Source organism: Rhizobium sp. rho-13.1, from assembly GCF_007000305.1.
Taxonomy (GTDB): domain Bacteria; phylum Pseudomonadota; class Alphaproteobacteria; order Rhizobiales; family Rhizobiaceae; genus Rhizobium; species Rhizobium rhododendri.
In genome coordinates this window covers 123,488-141,969 of the sequence record NZ_SCFL01000011.1, presented here as the reverse complement: position 1 = coordinate 141,969, position 18,482 = coordinate 123,488, and the positions used below count along the sequence as shown (strand labels likewise).

Below are 18,482 nucleotides of genomic sequence, written 5' to 3'. Positions count from 1 at the left end.
GTTCTCCCGTCTTCTTGCGCTGCCATCCCCGGAATGTCAACGCAATGCTAATCGATTATATTCGTTCACGCCATTGTCATCGGCAACCCCAAACCCGCCACGATATCATGCAAACCTTGCACCTCGACGTCCTGCATGCGATCAAGCAGCGGACCGAAATGAGGCTGGCAGCACCCGCGCATGCATGACTTCGACGCTTTCGAAATCCTAGACGGCAATCGTGACAGGGGCATGGTGATCCTCGGCGATCACGCCATGAACCGGCTGCCGCCACATTACAATCAGCTCGGTTTGCCAGCCGCTGCTTTCGAGCGGCATATCGCCTATGACATAGGCGTCGAGGATCTGTGCCGGAGGCTGTCGCACATGCTGGGCGTGCCCGCCGTGCTCAGTGGTTTTTCGCGCCTGCTGATCGATCCCAATCGCGGTGAAGACGATCCGACGCTGATCATGAAAATCTCCGATGGCGCGATCATTCCCGGCAATCACCCGATTTCGGACGCCGAATGGATGAACCGCATTGCCACCTATCACCGTCCCTATCACGATGCCGTGGCGGAGGTGATCGCCAGTGTAGCGGCTGAAAGCGGGAAGGCGCCGCTGGTGTTGTCGCTGCATTCCTATACGCCCGCCTGGAAGGGTGTGCCGCGGCCTTGGCATGCGGCGGTCCTCTGGGACACCGACGATCGCGCCGTCCTGCCGCTGCTCTCCATGCTGCGGGCCGAAGGCCTGGTTGTCGGCGACAACGAACCCTATGACGGTGCGCTGCGCGGCGATACGCTCTATCGGCATTGCATGGTGACCGGCATTCCGCACACGCTTCTGGAAGTGCGCCAGGACCTGATTGGCGATGCCGAAGGCATTGCGGCCTGGGCCGACCGGCTGGCACCGATCTTCGCGGCCATGAATGCCGATCCTGCGTTGCACGAGTACAAGGTGTTTCCGTCACGCACCGGCCCCTATCCAACGGCTTAAGGAGACAACAATGACCGAACTCAGCAAGGAACAGCAGACCGAGTTCGAAGCTGCCGCCTTTCGAAGGCTGGTCGCTCATCTCGCCGAGCGCAGCGACGTGCAGAACATCGACCTGATGAACCTTGCCGGTTTCTGCCGCAACTGTCTGTCGCGCTGGTATGGCGAGGCGGCCAATGAGCACGGCGTGCCGCTCAGCAAGGAGCAGTCGCGCGAGATCATCTACGGCATGCCCTACGAAGAGTGGCAGAGCCTCCACCAAATCGAGGCGACGCCTGTGCAAAAGGCTGCGTTTGAAACCAGCAAGCCAAAAGAATAGGTCAACCTTTAGCAAATCGGCTTGACCTCCAGCGCCGTTCGCGGCACGTCATCCCGCGATCAAACCACCCGTCCGTCCCACAAGCGGCGCCTGCCGTCGACACGGCTGTCAGCCAGCTGCTTGCGTTTAACGGCCCGCATCATCTGTCTAGCGAGGAAAGAAATCCATGAGTGAAGTAATGGGCGCAGAGCCGGTCGCGGCCGCCGAACTGAAGCAGTTCATCGAACGCATCGAGCGTCTGGAAGAAGAAAAAGCAGCGATCAGCGGCGATATCAAGGATGTCATGGGCGAAGCCAAGGGCCGCGGCTACGACACCAAGGCCATCCGCACCATCATTCGTCTGCGCAAGAAAGACGCCAACGAGCGCATGGAAGAAGAAACCATCCTGCAGACCTACATGGCCGCACTGGGCATGGAATAGCCCGGTCGGGGCTTTCTCCAGAAAGCACTTTAGCGTTCAAACAGAAAACCCGCCGGAGCGATCCGGCGGGTTTTCTTTATGGGATTTTTTGATGGTCTCTACTGCAGCGTATCGAACTTCTTGACCGGCAGGAAGTTGACGGCGGAGCCGTTGAAGCGCTCAGGATCGATGGCGGCGGTCTGCTGCTTGAAGCCTTCGGTGTAGACGGTGGTTGGCTGGGCGCGCAGCTGCTGGCTGACGAAACGCGGAGCCTTTACCGGGCGGCTCGCGGTTTCGAGGCGGGCGTTGCTGAGAGCCCAATGCTCGACCATCTTCTCGGTCAGCTTCGGTTCAGTGCGAAGGGTGGCGCGGCCTGCTGTTGCGACAACTGCGTCCTTCTTGCTGGGGCGTCCGCCTTTTGTCGGGATACCTGCGGCGATATTGCTGTCATCGGCGGTCGGCGCATCGAAGGCATCGTAGAAGCGGACATTATTGGCCGACGGGGCGATCTTCATCTGTGGAGCCAGTGCCGCCATCTGCATCGGTACCGACGTCGTCGGGCGCTGCTGGGCCGGCCGCTGTGTCGGAACCACCTGCGGTGTCACCGAGGCGATTGCCTGGGCTGCCGGCGGCATCGGCGTTGCGGCAAGCGCATTCAGCACTTCCTCGTCCTTGCGATGCTGCTCGAGCGCGGCAACGACCGAAGGCGAAAGCGCATTTTCATCCGCATTGTCTTCCTCGGCATCGGTATCCGATTGCGCCGAAGCCAGAAGGTTTTCAGCCACGGCAGGACGCTCCACCGGAACCGGGACGGACGACAGTTGCGAACCGGCCTCGGAATTAAGCGGATCGGCCGACGCCGTCTGCGTTTCGGCATCGCCGGGTGCGCGTCTCTGGCCAAGCAGCGATGGCACGGGCACGCTGAACGAACTCAGGTCCGTATACTGCGGCAGGGAGGAGGAGCCGTTTGCCGGCAGGGCTGCGGAGAGCGCATCCTGGGCGGCGCTATGGTTTGGCGAGACCAGCGCAGAAGCGACATCGCTGCCACCGGCCAGGTTACCGAACGAAGGCCGGACGGCCGGGATCGGCGCATTGAGGCTCGCCACGGCGGTCCGAGGTGCTTCTTCGTCATCCGTTGGCTGGACGACTGCCGGTGCCTGCTGGCGCGGCGTGGACGTTGTCGTCGCCACTGCCTTGGTCGGCGTGGATTCGGCATCGGAATTGTCTTCGGCCTCGTCAGCCCCGCCGCCGCCAAACAGCGTCGCGAAGAAGCCGCGATGCTTGGTGGGCGAAACGCTGGCAACCTGGATATCGTCTGAAGACATGCGGCGCTTGTAGTCGGCGACTGCCTGGTCGTAGCCCGGAAGCGGCTTGCCGTCGGCCGGGATGTGCATCGTCTTGCCGTTCGGGAACAGGCGGACAAGGTCCTGGCGGTCCATGCGCGGCCAGGCGCGAACGCCGCCGACGTCCATGTGAACGAAAGGCGAGCCCGATGTCGGATAGTAGCCGACGCCGCCGGTCTGCAATTTCATGCCGAGTTCGCGCAGCTTGGCGAGCTTAACGTCGGGAATGTAGAAATCCATCGCGTTGCCGAGCATGTGCTGGCTCTTCTTCGCGACGCCGGTGTGGGCATTGCGGGTGCGCAGCATCTCGTTTGTATCGGGCGAGCGGAAGCCGCAGACTACGTTGATGAATTCATGCGAACCGCTCTCGCGATAAACTTCCCAGATCAGGTCGAAAAGCCGGGGGTTCATCTTTGTCGGCTGGTTCTTGCGCCAGTCGCGCAGGATGCGGTTGAGCTGTTCAAGACCACGCGGGTCAAACTTGCCATTGCGCTTGTAGGTGATGACTGCCTTTTCGCCCGTATGGACGTAATAGATCTTAAGGCTGCGCGTTTCGCCTTCCGCCTGTGAAGGTGAACCCACGAAGACCGGCGTCGAAACTGCGATGGCGACCGCACCAATGGCAAGCGCCTTGGCCGTCTTCACGCAAATATCCGAACATACGGTGCGCCAGTTCAAGCCATTACGCTTGGAATTCCCATTCAGTTTCTGCAAGTCGATCCCCGTCCGACAGCAAATGCCGCATAACGTTCCAAATGTCTGTCAATTGCGGTCACACGATGGCAAAAATGCCACACATGTTCAACCACTTCTTACATAGTGAACGATCCACTAACAAGAGCTTTACGACCAGTAACGGAATATGCTTGCCCGAACGTTAAGAAAGCGATCAGGCAGCGTTTTTCTGCGGGTCGTCCGGATCTATACCGTAATCCTTCAATTTGCGGTAGAGGGTAGAGCGGCCAATGCCTAGTTTTCGGGCTACCTGGCTCATCTGGCCGCGGTAAAATTTCAGTGCAAAACGAATCAATTCCTCCTCTACGTCGGCCAGTTTCCGCACTTCGCCGGACGGGCCGGTGCTGGCGATCTGATTGTCGGGAACTGAAACGTCGGCTGTTTCAGCCGGTTGGGGCGCCGGTGATTCGTTTGTGACGCTCTCGACGTGGTCCGATTCGCGCCCGCCCACGAGCGAAAGACCGCCTTCGCCCATGGCACGCCTGGAGATGCCGCCGGCAGCCATCTGTTCCGAGGTTAGGTAGCCGGGCAGTTGAGCGGCGATCTGCGGAAAATCCGCTTCGACCAGATCGGAGCCCTGCGCCAGGACGACGGCGCGGAAGATGGCGTTTTCGAGCTGGCGGATATTGCCGGGCCAGTCGTAGGCAGTCAGCAGCGCCATGGCGCCGGCGCTGATACCGAGCGTGTGACCGATCTTCTGCTCGGCGGAAAAGCGCTCGACGAAGACGCGCACCAGATGCGGGATATCTTCCTTGCGCCGGCGCAGCGCCGGCATTGTGATCGGGAAGACGTTGAGGCGATAATAGAGATCCTCGCGGAAACGCCCTGCCTTCACTTCCTCGATAAGGTCCTTGTTGGTGGCGGAGATCAGCCTGACATTGACTTTTTGCGTCGTGCGGGCGCCGATCGTTTCGATTTCGCCCTGCTGTACGGCGCGCAGCAGCTTCACTTGCACCTCGATCGGCAGGTCGCCGACTTCGTCGAGGAACAGCGTGCCGCCATCGGCTTCCATGAACTTGCCGACATGGCGCTCTGTGGCGCCGGTGAACGCACCCTTTTCGTGGCCGAAGAGGATGCTTTCGACGAGGTTGTGGGGTATGGCGCCACAGTTGACGGTGATGAAAGGCTTGTTGGCGCGGTCGCTGGCCGACTGGATGGCGCGTGCCACCAATTCCTTGCCGACGCCGGATTCGCCCTCGAGCACCACGGGGATGTTCGAAAGCGCCGCCCGCTGGGCGAGGTCGGTGATGCGGATCATCGCCGGACTGGCGGAGATGATGTCGTCGAAGCTGATACTGCCGGAGCGCGTCTTGCGGCCGGCCCGCGCTTTGGCTTCGCGCTGGTCGAGCTTCAGGGCGCCGTGAATGGCGCTTGCGATGCGTTCGGGCGAAACCGGCTTGACGACGAAATCGAAAGCGCCGGCGCGCATCGCCTGCACCACGGTTTCAATGCCGCCCTGGCCCGTCTGGACTATGACCGGTATGTCGGTGCCCATCTCGTGAAGGGCTGCCAGAAATTCCAGCCCGCCCATCTCCGGCATCATCAGATCGAGCACGATGACATTGACGCGGCCACTGTTCTCTTTGAGGACCTGTAGCCCGAGCCGACCGTTCTCGGCCAGCAGCGTGGCATAGCCATGCCGCTCGACAGCATTCTTCAGAAGCCGGCGCTGGACCGGATCATCCTCAACGATGAGAATTTGCGCGCCGACCTTGGCGTCATTATGTATGGTCATTGGTGCCTCACCTCATGCGAAACTTGAGGTGATTTTGGCAGACAGGATTGAACATCCAGTTCTGAGAAATAACGGCATTTTAATCAATGCACGATCAGCACAACTTTGGTCCGAGGCAGTGATTTCGCCGAGAAAATCGGCTTGCCGCCATCGTTAGGGCCAATTAGACACGACAGGTGACCGTGCCAGACCAGGAAAGCAGAGGATAACTGCCCATGAGCCGCCATTCGCTCCACGCCTTTCTTAACCTTTCGGCCGACATTTCCGTCAAAGCACCTGCGGATGCAGCACTTGGCGATCTGCCCGTCTGGAAGCTTGCGGATCTCTATCCCTCGGCAACGTCTTCGGCGTTTCTCGCCGACATGGAAAAGGCTGCCACCGCGTCGGTTGCGTTCGCGGAAAAGTGGAAGGGGAAGCTCGGCACTGCGGCGATGAGCACGGGCGATGCAGGTATCGGTGCGGCGCTGCGCGAATACGAGGCGCTCGACGACCTCATGGGCCGGATCGCCTCCTTCGCCGGCCTGACTTATTTTTCCGACACCAGCAATCCGGCCAACGGCAAGCTCTACGGCGATGTGCAGGCGAAGATCACCGAAGCCAGTTCGCACCTGCTGTTCTTCGCGCTGGAGCTCAACCGGCTCGACGACGTGCTGATCGATGCCTGTATGCAGAACGATCCTGAAGCCGGCCACTATCGCCCGTGGCTGGTCGATCTGCGCCAGGACAAGCCGTACCAGCTCGAGGACAAGATCGAGCAACTGTTCCTCGAAAAGTCGATGACGTCGGCAGCCGCCTTGAATCGTCTGTTCGACGAGACCATGGCCGAGCTGCGCTTCGAGATCGACGGCGAGATGTTGCCGCTGGAGATGACGCTCAACCTGCTGCAGGATCCCGACACGGCAGTCCGCAAGAAAGCCGCCATGGCGCTGGCCGCCACCTTCAAGGCTAATCTGCGGGTCTTCACACTGATTACAAACACGCTCGCCAAGGACAAGGACATTTCCGACCGCTGGCGTGGTTTCAAGGACATCGCCGACAGCCGGCATCTTGCCAACCGGGTCGAGCGCGAGGTCGTCGATGCGCTGGCCGCTGCGGTTCGTGATGCCTATCCGCGCCTGTCGCACCGCTATTACAAGATGAAGGCCAAGTGGCTCGGCATGGAGCAGATGGATTTCTGGGACCGCAACGCGCCGTTGCCGGAGACCTCGAATGTCCTGATTCCCTGGGGCGACGCCAAGGAGACGGTGCTGTCGGCCTACAATGACTTTGCACCTGAGATGGCCGCAATCGCCCGCCGCTTCTTCGACGAGCAGTGGATCGATGCGCCGGTGCGGCCCGGCAAGGCGCCGGGCGCGTTTGCCCATCCGACAGTGCCTTCCGCCCATCCTTATGTGCTGGTCAACTACCTCGGCAAGCCGCGCGACGTGATGACCCTTGCCCATGAGCTCGGCCACGGCGTGCATCAGGTGCTGGCCGGCGGGCAGGGCGCATTGATGTGCCAGACGCCGCTGACGCTGGCCGAAACCGCCTCGGTCTTCGGCGAGATGCTGACCTTCCGGGCTCTTCTGGAAAAGACCACTGACAAGCGCGAGCGCAAGGCGATGCTCGCCCAGAAGGTCGAGGACATGATCAACACGGTCGTGCGCCAGATCGCTTTCTACGAATTCGAACGTAAGCTGCACACTGCGCGCAAGGCCGGCGAGCTGACGTCGGAGGATATCGGGGCGCTCTGGCTGTCCGTGCAGGAGGAAAGCCTCGGGCCGGCGATCCGCATCTCCGAGGGCTACGAGACCTACTGGACGTATATCCCGCACTTCATCCATTCGCCCTTCTACGTCTATGCCTATGCCTTCGGCGATTGCCTGGTCAATTCGCTCTATGCCGTCTACCAGAAGGCAGAACCGGGGTTCCAGGACAAGTATTTCGAGCTTCTGAAGGCTGGCGGCACCAAACATCATTCCGAACTGCTGAAGCCGTTCGGCCTCGATGCCACCGATCCGTCGTTCTGGGCGAGGGGGCTTTCGATGATCGAGGGGCTTATCGACGAACTCGAGGCACTGGACGAGTCATAAAACAACGAAGCGTAAACGCAGGACAAACCACGCCGCACACATGGCCAGCACCGCATCAGTCCTTTTCCGAGACGATACCACCGGCCAGGTGATGCTGTTTGCCGAACCCCTGGATGTGATCGTCGCGCATACGGGCGCCGAGGTGCTGGCCGGTCTGGCGCGGATGCAGCGGGAGAAGGCGGCCGGTCGTTGGCTGGCCGGCTACATGGCCTATGAGGCGGGCTTCGTCTTCGAGGATAGGCTCGCGCCGCTGATCGCCGAGGGACGCCGGACGCCGCTGATGGTTTTCGGGATCTTCGACGGACCGGCAGCTGCGGACCATCCGCTCTCGCAGCCGCAGCGTCGCCTTGAAAACGAAGCCTTTCTGACGGATCCGAAGGCCGCATGGGATTTTGCCGCCTATCGGAAGAGCTTCGACCAGCTTCACCGCCACATCCGGAACGGTGACTGCTACCAAGGTAACCTGACGATGCCGATCGAGGCGCGCTGGAATGGCGATCCACGCGCCGCCTTCTGGTCGCTGATCGAACGACAGCCGGTCAAGTATGGAGCACTTGTCGATCTCGCCGGCCCGGTCATCCTGTCGCGCTCGCCGGAACTGTTTTTCCGTGTCGACGCCGACGGCTGGATCGAAACCCGTCCAATGAAGGGGACGGCGCCGCGCGGACTGACGCCGGACGAAGACTCCGCCATCGTCGAGGCGATGCGCCAGGACGGCAAGACCCAGGCTGAAAACCGGATGATCGTCGATCTCCTGCGCAACGACATTTCGCTGATCGCAGAGACAGGCAGCGTCGAGGTGCCGAGGCTTTTCGATATCGAGAGCTATCCGACCGTCCATCAGATGGTCAGTTCCGTCCAGGCAAAGCTCCTTCCTGACCTGTCGATCCGGGATATCTTTGCCGCGCTTTTTCCGTGCGGCTCGGTCACCGGCGCGCCAAAAATGTGGGCGATGGAAATCCTCCATGGGCTGGAGGTCGGGCCGCGCAACGCCTATTGCGGTGCTATCGGCATGATTGCACCTGATGGTGCCATGCGCTTTTCCGTAGCCATCCGGACGATCACGCTGTTCGACGATTTCAGGGGCGTCTTCAACGTCGGCGGCGGTATCGTCTTCGATTCGACTGCCGAGGCGGAGTACGCGGAATGCCTGCTGAAGGCGCGGTTTGCCGTGGGGGACGCGTGGATCGCCCGGTAGATGATTTCTCGCTGATCGAAACCCTGCGCTACGAGCCGGGCCTCGGCTTCGTCAGGTTGAAGCTGCATCTGGCGCGGCTGCAGCGTTCTGCCCGACGCCTTGGTTTTGCGGCACCGGGGCAGGTGGAAGCGGCGCTTGACGCGGCCGTTTGCGACGCATCCGGCCCGCAGCGTGTCCGCCTGACGATGAATCGTACCGGCAGTGTTGCGGTTACCACGGCCGGTTTTGTGCCTTTGGCTGCCGATGTGACGTGGCGGATCCGCATCGCCGCCACACGTCTCGATTCCGGCAACAAGCTGCTTCGTGCGAAAACTACGCGACGCGGGGTCTATGACCGCGCCCGTGCCGAATTCAGCCCTGACGAGGCCGATGAAGTTCTGTTGCTCAACGAGAAGGGCGACGTTTGCGAAGGCACCATTACCTCGATTTTCGTCGACGACGGCTCCGGCATGCTGCTGACGCCGCCGATTGCCTGCGGCCTGCTGGCCGGCGTGTTGCGCAGCGAATTGATCTGCACGCGCAAAGCCCGGACCTCTCGGCTCACCCTCGCCGATGTCGACAGAGGCAAACTCTTCGTTGGCAATTCTTTGCGCGGGCTTATCCCTGCTGTGCTGGTGTCGGACTAGCTAGGCGACGCTTTTCAGCTGGTCGCGGCCGGCCCGCTTGGCGACGTAAAGTGCCGCATCTGCCTTTGAATAGATTTCGCGTGTCGTTTCACCCGCACGAAGTTGCACAAGGCCCGCCGAGCAGGTGTAGGAAAAGGACGGGTCGGGCCTGCCGCACGGTTTGCAAGACACGACCGATAATCGCCTCGCCTTCGGCAAGATCGGTATCGGGCATCAACAGCATGAATTCCTCGCCGCCGATGCGGCCAAAACTATCGTGCCTTCGCACCAGCACGTGGACGCGGCGTGCGAAATCGATGAGGACGTCGTCGCCGGTCTGGTGGCCGAAACGGTCGTTGATGCATTTGAAGAAATCGAGATCGATGATGCAGGCGCAACTCATCATCGGCCGGGCGCCTGCCTGGCGGCGGACAAGTTCGTCCAGGGCCGCCATCATGAAGCGCCGGTTGGAAATGCTCGTCAGTTCGTCCGTCTGCGACGCACGCAGGGCGAAATCACGGTCCTGGCGCAGGTTGCGCTCGCTCGTTCTGATGTGGGTGATGTCGGTGGCGACGCAGAGCATCCAGCCGTTTTCCTCGACAGTCTCGTTCATCCACAGCCAGCGACCGTCGACGAGATCCGTTTCGAAGCTGCGGAACGGGATCTTGCCGCGGCGCGACTGTGCTGAGACCAGCCATGATTCGAAATCGGGAGAGCGGATCACTGTGCCGAGGCCGGCCAACGTATTGCGGCGCATCAACTCCGACCAGAGCGGCGTTTCCTCCGCAGTGAGCGCGAATGCCGACCGAAAGGCATCGTTGGCAAAGCGTAGCCGATCGGCTTCGTCAGACGGCAATCAGTGCCGCGCTCGTCGACAGAAGCGCAGCAAACCGTTCAGACATGAGGTCCATTCCGGTCTTCCTGTTTCCAATAGGACGCTGATATCATGTTGACGTCTAAAAAGAATGTGAACGGCCGGGGTTCTTAACCTATTCGATCTGTGTCACATCGCGGCACGCAATCCCGGGGGTCGCCCATGTTCATTCTCTCGCTTACCTATCTGAAAAGCAACGAAGATGCCGATCTGTTCATGGAGCCACATATAGAGTGGGTAGCGGAAGGCTACAGTCGGGGCTGGTTTCTCGCGTCCGGCCGTAAGGTACCGCGCACCGGCGGCGTGATTTTTGCAAAGGGTGAGCGCGCCGATCTGGAAGCCTATGTCGCCGCCGACCCGTTCACGCTGCATGGCATCGCCAGCTACGAGATCACCGAGGTGGCGTTGACGAGGATGGTGGAGGGGCTGGAGTTGTTGAGGGGATAAAGATCAGCCTCTCACATCGGTGCGAGGTGCCAATTGCCGTCCGTCGAAGATCTCCAGGATCTGCAGGTCCGGTCCAACTACCCGATAGATGATGGAATACGGCGACTGGTGCACAATCAACCTCCGAACATGTGCGACATGTGTGCTAAGTCCGAGGCGTGGCTTATCTCTGAGGAGATTGGCCGCGTGCAGGATTTTAGCCGCTACTTTATTTGCCGCCTGAGGATTGTGGTCGGCTATGAATGCGCGAATGGCCACCAGATCGGCAACAGCGGCCTCAGCCCAAATGATGTTCACTGCGCCGTCTTACGGCCGAGCGGGTTCGGTGCAGGAAGTTCTCCCGGTGTCCCCCAGGAGCCAAGCCAAGACATTATTGCCTCGTGGGACACGAAGCCTCCACGATCTGCACGGCGAACGGCCTCGTCTACGGCAGCGATCTGCCATTCCTGTTGAGCCAGATAAAGCTCGAGGGCCTCAGCGGTGATGGATGTTGCGGAGCGATCTATTGCCTTGGAAAGGCGATCCAGCCGCTGCTTCGTGTCATCGGACAGATCCACGAAAAGCTTATTGTCAGCCATGTTACGCTTTCCACACCTTCGATGTCCTAAGTCTAACAAAGCTTGGATCATCCGGCAACAAGGCGGGGCTTTTCTGGGTCTCCCGCCTTCAGTGCGAAACGCTACGGTCGAAAATGTCGGCGGAATTGCCCTGCAGATAGTCGTCCATGGCTCGCTTATGCATTTGTCGTACAAAGGTGGATGGGCTGGATTTGTTGAGGGGGATAAAACCATGGATGGATTGCTCGAACATCTTCGCCAGCTTGAGGAAAGGCTGTTCGATCCGGCTGTGCGTTCGTCGAGAGCGGCGCTTGTGGGTCATCTGTCGCCGGAATTCCGGGAGATTGGCAGTTCCGGCCGCATGTTCGGCTTTGCGGACATCATTTCGGCCTTGCTGACGGAAGAGCCGGTCATGTCACGTGCCTTGCACAATCCGAGGCTAGTCATGCTGTCGGAGCATATTGCACTGGTGACTTACGGATCGACCAGAAAGACCATAGAGGGGGATGCGGTCCACTCCCTGCGCAGTTCGATCTGGCGGCAGGAAGAAGACGGGCGCTGGCTTATGGTTTTCCACCAGGGGACTTTGACGGATAGGCTATAGTTACGCTCGGCGAGGTGGTCATCCACCCTTTATTGTGACAGGATTTTGTGATTAGAGCCCTTTACCCATCGTCAAGCGTTTGCTGATGAATCGACAGACACCAAAGAGCCTCTGCTCTTTGAAGGAGAAAAGTATGAAGCAGGAAAACTACCCGGTATATGCCGAAATAACCGGCCCGATCGTGATGATCGGCTTTGGCTCCATCGGCCGCGGCACGCTGCCCCTGATCGAGCGCCATTTCAAATTCGACAAGAGCCGGATGGTTGTCATCGACCCGCGTGAAAACGAAGGCGACATGGCTATTCTTGCCGAGCATGGCATCCGCCATATCAAGGAATATGTCACCAAGGATAACTATAAGGAGCTGCTAAAGCCGCTTCTGACCGAAGGCGAAGGCCAGGGCTTCTGCGTCAATCTTTCTGTCGACACCGGCTCGCTCGACCTGATGAAGCTTTGCCGTAAGCTCGACGTTCTCTACATCGATACCGTCATCGAGCCATGGCTCGGTTTCTATTTCGACAAGACCATGAAGAACGCCGACCGCACCAACTATGCGCTGCGCGAAACCGTTCGCCACGAAAAGAAGAAGAACCCGGGCGGTACGACGGCCGTTTCCACCTGCGGCGCGAACCCGGGCATGGTCTCATGGTTCGTCAAGCAGGGCCTCGTCAATCTTGCCCGCGATCTCGACATCAAATTCGACGAGCCGGACCAGCATGATCGCGAAGGCTGGGCCAAGCTGATGAAGAAGGTCGGCGTCAAGGGCATCCACATTGCCGAGCGCGACACGCAGTTGACCAAGACCCCGAAGCCGCTCAACGTGTTCTGGAACACATGGTCGGTCGAAGGCTTTATTTCGGAAGGCCTGCAGCCTGCCGAACTCGGCTGGGGCACCCATGAAGAATGGATGCCGAAGAATGCCAAGAAGCACAAGAAGGGTTGCCAGGCGGCAATCTACCTCGAGCAGCCCGGCGCCAACACCCGCGTGCGCACCTGGTGCCCGACGCCCGGCGCGCAGTACGGCTACCTCGTCACTCACAACGAGTCGATCTCGATCGCCGACTACTTCACGGTGACCGACAAGGACGGCGAAGTCTCCTACCGTCCGACCTGCCACTACGCCTACCATCCTGCCAACGATGCCGTCCTGTCGCTGCATGAAATGTTCGGCAATGGTGGCAACGCCCAGCCGGTCATGCATGTTCTCGACGAGAACGAACTGGTCGAGGGTGTCGACGAACTCGGCGTGCTGCTCTATGGCCACGACAAGAACGCCTACTGGTTCGGCTCGCGCCTGTCGCTCGAAGAAACGCGCCGTATTGCGCCGTACCAGAACGCCACCGGCCTGCAGGTCACCTCGGCCGTTCTCGCCGGCATGGTCTGGGCTCTCGAGAACCCGAAAGCTGGGATCGTCGAGGCCGACGAGATCGATTACAAGCGCTGCCTCGAAGTGCAGATGCCGTATCTCGGTCCTGTCGAAGGCCACTACACGGACTGGACTCCGCTGACAGGTCGTCCCGGCTTGTTCCCGGAAGATATCGACACGAAGGATCCGTGGCAGTTCAAGAACGTGCTCGTTCGTTGATAAGACTGGCTGATTAGAACCTGGAATGCCCGCATCGTTGGTGCGGGCATTTTTGTTACGCCTCAATGATAAATCTGCGGATCGGCGGCCCGAGCCTTGCTTTCACGGGGGTGCCGCTCCATCTTTTCGCAAAGTGTGCGGCGGATGCCGATTCTGAATTTCGGGGAAGAACCATGAAGATCAAAGCAAGCCTTGCCCTCCTTGTCTCGGCCTTGTCGCTCGCCTCCTGTATGGATCAGGGTCCGCGGCAGATGCCTATGCAGGTCGCGACCCGCCAGGCGCCGCAAACGGTGGACGGCACCTGGGCCGATCCGAACGGCATCATCTCGACATTCCAGGGCGGCGGATTCTCCACCCGGACGACCGACAGCAACCAGCTTCTTGCTTCCGGCACATACGTCAACACCGCCCCCGGCCTGGTCGAGATCAACATGACGTCGCTGGTCCGCAAGACACAGTCCAAGGTCAATTGCGCGCTGGTCAACTCGAACCAGCTGAACTGCACGTCCGACAGCGGCGCCCAGTTCTCGCTCGCGCGTCGCGGCTGAGGTTTTCCGGCCAAACATTCAAAAGCTCCCCTCGCGGGAGCTTTTTTCGTTTTGATGGGATTCAGCGTCGTACCGGGAATAAAGGAACGAAAGGCTGGCTAACTGGTTTGCCAACGACGCAATTTGGCGGCATTGGAAGAAAACCCCATGACAAATCCCATTATCTACCCCGTAAGGATCGTTAAACCTCCGCTATTTCCGATTCTGTGGCATTTCGCCCTTGCCTGTTTCATCGGCACGATGATTACCGACATCACCTATTGGCGAACTGCCGAAATGATGTGGGCCAATTTTTCGGCGTGGTTGCTGACGGCTGGCCTGATGGTCGGCGCTGTGGCAGCGCTGGTCTGCCTCGTTGATTTCTTCGTTGGCCGCCTTGTCGGCGTCAACCGTCTCTCGGCCATCTATGTGCTTGGCAACGGTGTCGCCCTGGTGCTCGCCATTTTCAATGCCCTTATCCATAGCCGCGATGCCTGGACCTCGGTTGTCCCGATGGGCCTGGTCCTCTCCGCAGCCACGCTGATCGTATTGATCCTCGGTGGTTTGCTCGGCCGCACGCCGGTCTATCGCCAAGACCTAGGAGTAGTCGAGTGATGCGCACAGTGATTTCCCCGAGAACCATCCGCCGCTCGCTCGCTGTGGCGCTCGCTTGCACCTCGATGTTCGCTCTTGCCGGCTGCGGTGGCAGCGATCCGGATCCGACGAGCGAAATCGGTGCAAATCCGACGCTACCGGAACAATCGCAATATCTGGTACCGCCAATGCATGTCGCCCCCGTGGTCGGCTGGCAGAAGGACGAGACGCCGACCGTGCCCGAGGGCATGCAGATCAAGGCGCTGGCCTCCGGGCTTGTTCACCCTCGCTCGCTTTACGCGTTGCCGAACGACGACGTTCTGGTGGTCGAATCCGTCGCGCCGCCTGCAGCCGCTATCACACGTCCCAAGGACCTGATCATGGGCTGGGTTCAATCTTTTGCGACCGGAAGCCCGCCACAGCAGGCAAGCAATCGCATCACGCTGCTGCGCGATGCCGATGGGGACGGGGTTGCCGAAGTTCACGACGTCTTTCTCGATCACCTGAATTCGCCGTTCGGAGTAACGCTTGTTGGCAACGATCTTTATGTTGCCAACACCGATGCGATCATGCGGTTTCCCTATACACCGGGCGCTACCAAGATAACCGAGCCGGGTGTCAAGCTTGTCGACCTGCCGGGCGGCCCTATCGACCATCACTGGACGAAGAGCCTGGTTGCCAGCGATGACGGCAAGCTGTTGTATGTCGGCGTCGGGTCGAACAGCAACATCACCGAAAATGGCATCGGTGCCGAGAAGGACCGTGCAGCGATCTGGGAAGTCGACAGGGAAACGGGTCGCTCGCGGCTGTTTGCAACCGGCCTGCGCAACCCGAATGGGCTGAGCTTCGAGCCAAAGAGCCATGCGCTCTGGGCTGTCATCAACGAGCGCGATGAACTCGGCCCCAATCTGGTGCCGGATTACATGACGTCGGTGAAGGATGGCGCGTTCTACGGCTGGCCTTACAGCTATTACGGCCAGCACGTCGATCCGCGTGTCATGCCGCAGCGGCCTGATCTGGTCGAGAAGGCTGTCGTTCCGGACTATGCGCTCAGCTCGCACGTCGCGCCGCTCGGCATGGCGTTCTATACGGGCACAAACCTGCCGGCGGCCTATCAGGGCGGTGCGTTTGTCGGCGAGCACGGTAGCTGGAACCGCAAGACCTTCAACGGTTATAAGGTCGTCTTCGTCCCGTTTGCCGATGGTCGCCCGAATGGCAAGCCGCAGGATATCGTTACCGGCTTCATGGGTGCGGACAACAAGACCCGTGGCCGGCCAGTCGGCCTTGCCGTTGATAAAACCGGTGGCCTGCTGATTGCCGACGACGCCGGCAACACAGTCTGGCGCGTCTCCGCCAAGTAGGCGCGGCCGCACTACTTGTAAAACAAAGCCCGGCGCTGATGTCTCAGCGCCGGGCTTTTTCGTCTGAAGGCTCATCTGTTCCAGAGAGGTAGTCTCCCCGTTAGTGGCCGAGGGATTTCAGGAAGACGTCGTTGTCGACGTTGCCGCCTGAAGTGACGGCAATCACCGTGTCGCCGGCGAGTTCGTTGCCGTGGAAGAGGGCGGCGGCCAAGGCGACGGCGCCGCCGGGTTCGACCACCAGTTTCAGTCGGGTAAATGCCAGCGCCATGGCGGCAAGGGCTTCGGCGTCCATCACGACGAGGCCGGTGCCACAGAGCCGCCGCATGATTGGGAAGGTAATCTCGCCCGGCTGCGGCGTGATGATGGCGTCGCAGATCGAGCCCGAAAGCGAGGAGTTGCGTTCGATCCGGCCAGACGCCAGCGACCGTGTTGCGTCGTCGAAGCCCTCTGGCTCGCAGGGACGCACCTTCATGGCTGGCGCGCGGGCCTCAAGCGCCAGTGCGATCCCCGAAGTCAGACCGCCGCCGCCGCATGGCACCAGCACTTCGGCCGCGCCGATATCGTTTTCAAGCGCCTGCTCGGCGATCTCGAGCCCCGTCGTTGCCTGCCCGGCTATGACCATCGGTTCGTCATAGGGCCGGATCAGCGTTAGGCCGCGTTCTCTCGACAGCCGGGCGCCGATCTCGTCGCGATCTTCAGTGGCCCGGTCGTAGAGCACCACTTCTGCGCCGAAGGCGCGGGTATTGTCGATCTTCATCTTCGGTGCATTCGACGGCATGATGATGACCGAGGGAATACCATGCATGCGGGCTGCCAGTGCCACGCCTTGAGCATGGTTGCCGGAAGAAAAGGCGATGACGCCGCGCGCGCGAATGTCGGGTGACAGCGCCGAGATCGCCGACCATCCGCCACGGAATTTGAAGGAGCCGGTGTGCTGCAGGCACTCAGCCTTGACAAACAGGCGCCGCCCGGCGATTTCGTCGAGAAAGGGCGAGGACAGCAGCGGCGTCCGCCGCGCCTTGCCGGAAAGGCGCACCCGGGCGGCTTCGATCATTGCAATATCGACCAAGAAAAGCTCCATGTCGAAAGGGTAGTGGCATCCCTGCATAGGATCTCGTCATCCCCGATGGAACAGGGACATTGTCCCGGTGACAGCATTTTGGTCGGCGTCGAGGGTTCAGGCGCGCTCGGGTAACGACAGATGGCCGAGGCGATAGGCGAGCGTGTCGGTCGGCAACGGTCCCTTCGGCATCTCCCGCCAAAGCCGGAAGCGAAGGCGTTTCCAGCCATGGGGATCGAAGGCCGAAACCGAGGCGAGTGTTGCACCCGTTTCGATGTCGGCTAGCGCATCCGCGCTGCCTGCCGCACGCATCGTGCCGAGATGGGCATCCGGTCCGATATCGGAAATCTCCCGGGTGGCGAAGCGAGCCTTGCGGATGTCTGCTGCAATCGCGGTATTCCAGAGGATCCAGGTGTTTACCTGCGGCCGGCCAAACGCGGCGCTGACGCCCGCGAAGCCGGGGCCGCAGAGAAAATCGTTCAGTCCTTCGACACCGTTCCAGACATAGAGCGGCGCATAGAGATTGTCTCTCGACCCAGTGATCGCGTCGCCTTTGCGGGCTGTGAGATAGGCCTTGAAGACGAGGTCTGGAAAGTTGTCCAGCAGCGGACCTTTATCGCGGATTCTCCGGTCGACGATGTCCATGTCGTAGTCGGCGGGGAGCATGAAACTGTATTGCATGGCGATCACTGTCGGTCTCCTTCGGTGACGGGCTCGAACCAGGTGACGGCAGTGCCTTCATGTGCGGCCTGGACGCTGAGATAGGTCAAGCTCGTCGTCACGCCGGATCCATGCCAGTGGTGCTCGCCTGGCTCGAAACGGATGCAGTCGCCGGCATGCAGCTGCTCGACCGCTCCGCCGTCACACTGCACCAAGGCGATGCCGGAGAGCACGTAGAGGATCTGGCCGTGCGGATGGCTGTGCCAGTGGGTCAGCGTTCCAGGCTTGAGCATGGCGATCATGGCGCCGAGCCCATTCTCAGACGCCGGGATGAGCGTCTCCAGCAAAAATGGCTGGCTGGATATCCCCTCGGGTGCCTGCTGCCGAGCCTCGCCGGCTCTATGGACGCGGTCCAATTTGCTTTGCGGCATGACGTTATGCCACCTCTATCATCTGGGCGCGGCCGTTGCCGAACGACCAGTCCTCGCGCCCGGTGGTGGTGATGACGATCATAACGTCCGCCGCACGGATATCTAGGGTGTCGCCGAGCAGCTCCGTCACCCGTCGATAGAATGCCTGCTTGACCTCGGCGGTGCGTGGCTTGCCGATGGTGATGTCGAAAAACAGGTAATCGTCCGAGCGCGGTCCGGCGAGGTAGTCGCGGTCAAAGACCAGTTCGCCGGGCGAGCACTGGTGGATGACGTGAAACCGGTCGGCGGAAGGGACATCGAAAGTCTCGACCATTGCGCGGTGAAACGTGTCGCACAGCGTCGCGAGGTATTCTGGCGATTTGCCACGCATCAGGGAAATTCGGGTAATGGGCATGGGGGTTCT

At 60.5% G+C, this 18,482-nt stretch carries 20 protein-coding genes and 1 pseudogene; 12 read left to right on the top strand and 9 right to left on the bottom strand.

Annotated elements, in window-relative coordinates; all coding sequences use genetic code 11:
* Nucleotides 1-180: 180 nt before the first annotated feature.
* The 3 genes from EQW76_RS21440 to EQW76_RS21430 all read left to right on the top strand — a co-directional run bounded on the left by EQW76_RS21440 (nt 181) and on the right by EQW76_RS21430 (nt 1,712).
* The gene (locus tag EQW76_RS21440; RefSeq protein ID WP_142830608.1) at nt 181-975 is read left to right on the top strand and encodes an N-formylglutamate amidohydrolase; all 795 of its coding nucleotides are present in this window, start codon (nt 181-183) and stop codon (nt 973-975) included.
* Between the two features lie 10 nt (nt 976-985).
* Nucleotides 986-1,291 (top strand): DUF1244 domain-containing protein, encoded by a 306-nt coding sequence (locus tag EQW76_RS21435; protein ID WP_142830610.1) that lies wholly within the window; start codon nt 986-988, stop codon nt 1,289-1,291.
* Between the two features lie 166 nt (nt 1,292-1,457).
* Nucleotides 1,458-1,712 (top strand): DUF2312 domain-containing protein, encoded by a 255-nt coding sequence (locus tag EQW76_RS21430; protein ID WP_111222345.1) that lies wholly within the window; start codon nt 1,458-1,460, stop codon nt 1,710-1,712.
* Nucleotides 1,713-1,810: 98 nt separating this feature from the next.
* On the opposite strand, the gene EQW76_RS21425 is transcribed toward EQW76_RS21430, so the two are convergent.
* Nucleotides 1,811-3,748: a DUF882 domain-containing protein gene (locus tag EQW76_RS21425; RefSeq protein ID WP_142830612.1), complete on the bottom strand. Its 1,938-nt coding sequence runs from the start codon at nt 3,746-3,748 to the stop codon at nt 1,811-1,813.
* A 175-nt stretch (nt 3,749-3,923) separates the two neighbouring features.
* Entirely contained in the window at nt 3,924-5,504 is a 1,581-nt protein-coding gene (locus EQW76_RS21420; protein WP_142830614.1) for a sigma-54 dependent transcriptional regulator, read from the bottom strand.
* 215 nt (nt 5,505-5,719) lie between these two features.
* On the opposite strand from EQW76_RS21420, the gene EQW76_RS21415 reads away from it, so the two are divergent.
* From EQW76_RS21415 to EQW76_RS21405, 3 genes are read left to right on the top strand one after another with little or no spacing between them, the layout of a single operon-like run.
* The gene (locus EQW76_RS21415) at nt 5,720-7,576 is read left to right on the top strand and encodes a M3 family oligoendopeptidase (RefSeq protein WP_142830616.1); all 1,857 of its coding nucleotides are present in this window, start codon (nt 5,720-5,722) and stop codon (nt 7,574-7,576) included.
* Between the two features lie 40 nt (nt 7,577-7,616).
* On the top strand, nt 7,617-8,774 hold the full coding sequence (locus EQW76_RS21410) for an aminodeoxychorismate synthase component I (RefSeq protein WP_142830618.1): 1,158 nt from the start codon (nt 7,617-7,619) through the stop codon (nt 8,772-8,774).
* On the top strand, nt 8,723-9,400 hold the full coding sequence (locus EQW76_RS21405; RefSeq protein WP_142830620.1) for an aminotransferase class IV family protein: 678 nt from the start codon (nt 8,723-8,725) through the stop codon (nt 9,398-9,400). Before EQW76_RS21410 ends, EQW76_RS21405 begins: the two co-directional genes overlap by 52 nt.
* On the opposite strand, the pseudogene EQW76_RS21400 reads toward EQW76_RS21405, so the two are convergent.
* Nucleotides 9,401-10,290 (bottom strand): annotated as a pseudogene (locus EQW76_RS21400) (sensor domain-containing diguanylate cyclase).
* A gap of 125 nt (nt 10,291-10,415) precedes the next feature.
* Here EQW76_RS21400 and EQW76_RS21395 point away from each other — a divergent pair.
* On the top strand, nt 10,416-10,700 hold the full coding sequence (locus EQW76_RS21395; RefSeq protein ID WP_142830622.1) for a YciI family protein: 285 nt from the start codon (nt 10,416-10,418) through the stop codon (nt 10,698-10,700).
* Between the two features lie 3 nt (nt 10,701-10,703).
* Here EQW76_RS21395 and EQW76_RS21390 read toward each other — a convergent pair whose 3' ends face one another.
* Both EQW76_RS21390 and EQW76_RS21385 read right to left on the bottom strand, forming a co-directional pair.
* Complete coding sequence (locus EQW76_RS21390; protein WP_142830624.1) at nt 10,704-10,997, bottom strand: type II toxin-antitoxin system RelE/ParE family toxin; 294 nt, start codon at nt 10,995-10,997, stop codon at nt 10,704-10,706.
* The gene (locus EQW76_RS21385) at nt 10,994-11,278 is read right to left on the bottom strand and encodes a CopG family ribbon-helix-helix protein (RefSeq protein ID WP_142830625.1); all 285 of its coding nucleotides are present in this window, start codon (nt 11,276-11,278) and stop codon (nt 10,994-10,996) included. Before EQW76_RS21385 ends, EQW76_RS21390 begins: the two co-directional genes overlap by 4 nt.
* A gap of 211 nt (nt 11,279-11,489) precedes the next feature.
* Between EQW76_RS21385 and EQW76_RS21380 the strand changes: the two genes are divergently transcribed.
* The 5 genes from EQW76_RS21380 (at nt 11,490) to EQW76_RS21360 (ending at nt 15,928) form a co-directional block, all read left to right on the top strand.
* Nucleotides 11,490-11,861, top strand: coding sequence for a DUF4440 domain-containing protein (locus tag EQW76_RS21380; RefSeq protein WP_142830627.1), 372 nt, complete (start codon nt 11,490-11,492; stop codon nt 11,859-11,861).
* A gap of 133 nt (nt 11,862-11,994) precedes the next feature.
* Entirely contained in the window at nt 11,995-13,446 is a 1,452-nt protein-coding gene (locus EQW76_RS21375; protein WP_142830629.1) for a homospermidine synthase, read from the top strand.
* 173 nt (nt 13,447-13,619) lie between these two features.
* Nucleotides 13,620-13,994, top strand: a complete 375-nt coding sequence (gene omp10 / locus EQW76_RS21370; RefSeq protein ID WP_142830630.1) for an outer membrane lipoprotein Omp10 — start codon at nt 13,620-13,622, stop codon at nt 13,992-13,994.
* Between the two features lie 147 nt (nt 13,995-14,141).
* Nucleotides 14,142-14,588 carry a DUF2231 domain-containing protein gene (locus EQW76_RS21365; RefSeq protein WP_142830632.1) on the top strand — a complete coding sequence of 149 codons (447 nt, stop codon included), beginning with the start codon at nt 14,142-14,144 and terminating at the stop codon, nt 14,586-14,588.
* 65 nt (nt 14,589-14,653) lie between these two features.
* On the top strand, nt 14,654-15,928 hold the full coding sequence (locus EQW76_RS21360; RefSeq protein WP_244616996.1) for a sorbosone dehydrogenase family protein: 1,275 nt from the start codon (nt 14,654-14,656) through the stop codon (nt 15,926-15,928).
* Nucleotides 15,929-16,028: 100 nt separating this feature from the next.
* On the opposite strand, the gene EQW76_RS21355 is transcribed toward EQW76_RS21360, so the two are convergent.
* The 4 genes from EQW76_RS21355 to EQW76_RS21340 all read right to left on the bottom strand — a co-directional run bounded on the left by EQW76_RS21355 (nt 16,029) and on the right by EQW76_RS21340 (nt 18,473).
* Nucleotides 16,029-16,997 (bottom strand): threonine/serine dehydratase, encoded by a 969-nt coding sequence (locus EQW76_RS21355; RefSeq protein WP_142830636.1) that lies wholly within the window; start codon nt 16,995-16,997, stop codon nt 16,029-16,031.
* 108 nt (nt 16,998-17,105) lie between these two features.
* A complete protein-coding gene (locus EQW76_RS21350; protein WP_142830637.1) occupies nt 17,106-17,678 on the bottom strand; it encodes a DUF4865 family protein in 573 nt (190 codons plus the stop codon).
* Entirely contained in the window at nt 17,675-18,079 is a 405-nt protein-coding gene (locus tag EQW76_RS21345) for a cupin domain-containing protein (protein WP_142830638.1), read from the bottom strand. The genes EQW76_RS21350 and EQW76_RS21345 overlap by 4 nt, the downstream gene beginning before the upstream one ends.
* A gap of 4 nt (nt 18,080-18,083) precedes the next feature.
* On the bottom strand, nt 18,084-18,473 hold the full coding sequence (locus EQW76_RS21340) for a tautomerase family protein (protein ID WP_142830639.1): 390 nt from the start codon (nt 18,471-18,473) through the stop codon (nt 18,084-18,086).
* Nucleotides 18,474-18,482 lie beyond the last annotated feature (9 nt).

Bases quoted from the DNA above. Each gene is read 5' to 3' on its own strand.
- EQW76_RS21440 (WP_142830608.1), top strand. From the start codon at position 181: ATGCATGACTTCGACGCTTTCGAAATCCTAGACGGCAATCGTGACAGG.
- EQW76_RS21435 (WP_142830610.1), top strand. From the start codon at position 986: ATGACCGAACTCAGCAAGGAACAGCAGACCGAGTTCGAAGCTGCCGCC.
- EQW76_RS21430 (WP_111222345.1), top strand. From the start codon at position 1,458: ATGAGTGAAGTAATGGGCGCAGAGCCGGTCGCGGCCGCCGAACTGAAG.
- EQW76_RS21420 (WP_142830614.1), bottom strand. From the start codon at position 5,504: ATGACCATACATAATGACGCCAAGGTCGGCGCGCAAATTCTCATCGTT.
- EQW76_RS21415 (WP_142830616.1), top strand. From the start codon at position 5,720: ATGAGCCGCCATTCGCTCCACGCCTTTCTTAACCTTTCGGCCGACATT.
- EQW76_RS21410 (WP_142830618.1), top strand. From the start codon at position 7,617: ATGGCCAGCACCGCATCAGTCCTTTTCCGAGACGATACCACCGGCCAG.
- EQW76_RS21405 (WP_142830620.1), top strand. From the start codon at position 8,723: ATGCCTGCTGAAGGCGCGGTTTGCCGTGGGGGACGCGTGGATCGCCCG.
- EQW76_RS21395 (WP_142830622.1), top strand. From the start codon at position 10,416: ATGTTCATTCTCTCGCTTACCTATCTGAAAAGCAACGAAGATGCCGAT.
- EQW76_RS21385 (WP_142830625.1), bottom strand. From the start codon at position 11,278: ATGGCTGACAATAAGCTTTTCGTGGATCTGTCCGATGACACGAAGCAG.
- EQW76_RS21380 (WP_142830627.1), top strand. From the start codon at position 11,490: ATGGATGGATTGCTCGAACATCTTCGCCAGCTTGAGGAAAGGCTGTTC.
- EQW76_RS21375 (WP_142830629.1), top strand. From the start codon at position 11,995: ATGAAGCAGGAAAACTACCCGGTATATGCCGAAATAACCGGCCCGATC.
- omp10 (WP_142830630.1), top strand. From the start codon at position 13,620: ATGAAGATCAAAGCAAGCCTTGCCCTCCTTGTCTCGGCCTTGTCGCTC.
- EQW76_RS21365 (WP_142830632.1), top strand. From the start codon at position 14,142: ATGACAAATCCCATTATCTACCCCGTAAGGATCGTTAAACCTCCGCTA.
- EQW76_RS21360 (WP_244616996.1), top strand. From the start codon at position 14,654: ATGTTCGCTCTTGCCGGCTGCGGTGGCAGCGATCCGGATCCGACGAGC.
- EQW76_RS21345 (WP_142830638.1), bottom strand. From the start codon at position 18,079: ATGCCGCAAAGCAAATTGGACCGCGTCCATAGAGCCGGCGAGGCTCGG.
- EQW76_RS21340 (WP_142830639.1), bottom strand. From the start codon at position 18,473: ATGCCCATTACCCGAATTTCCCTGATGCGTGGCAAATCGCCAGAATAC.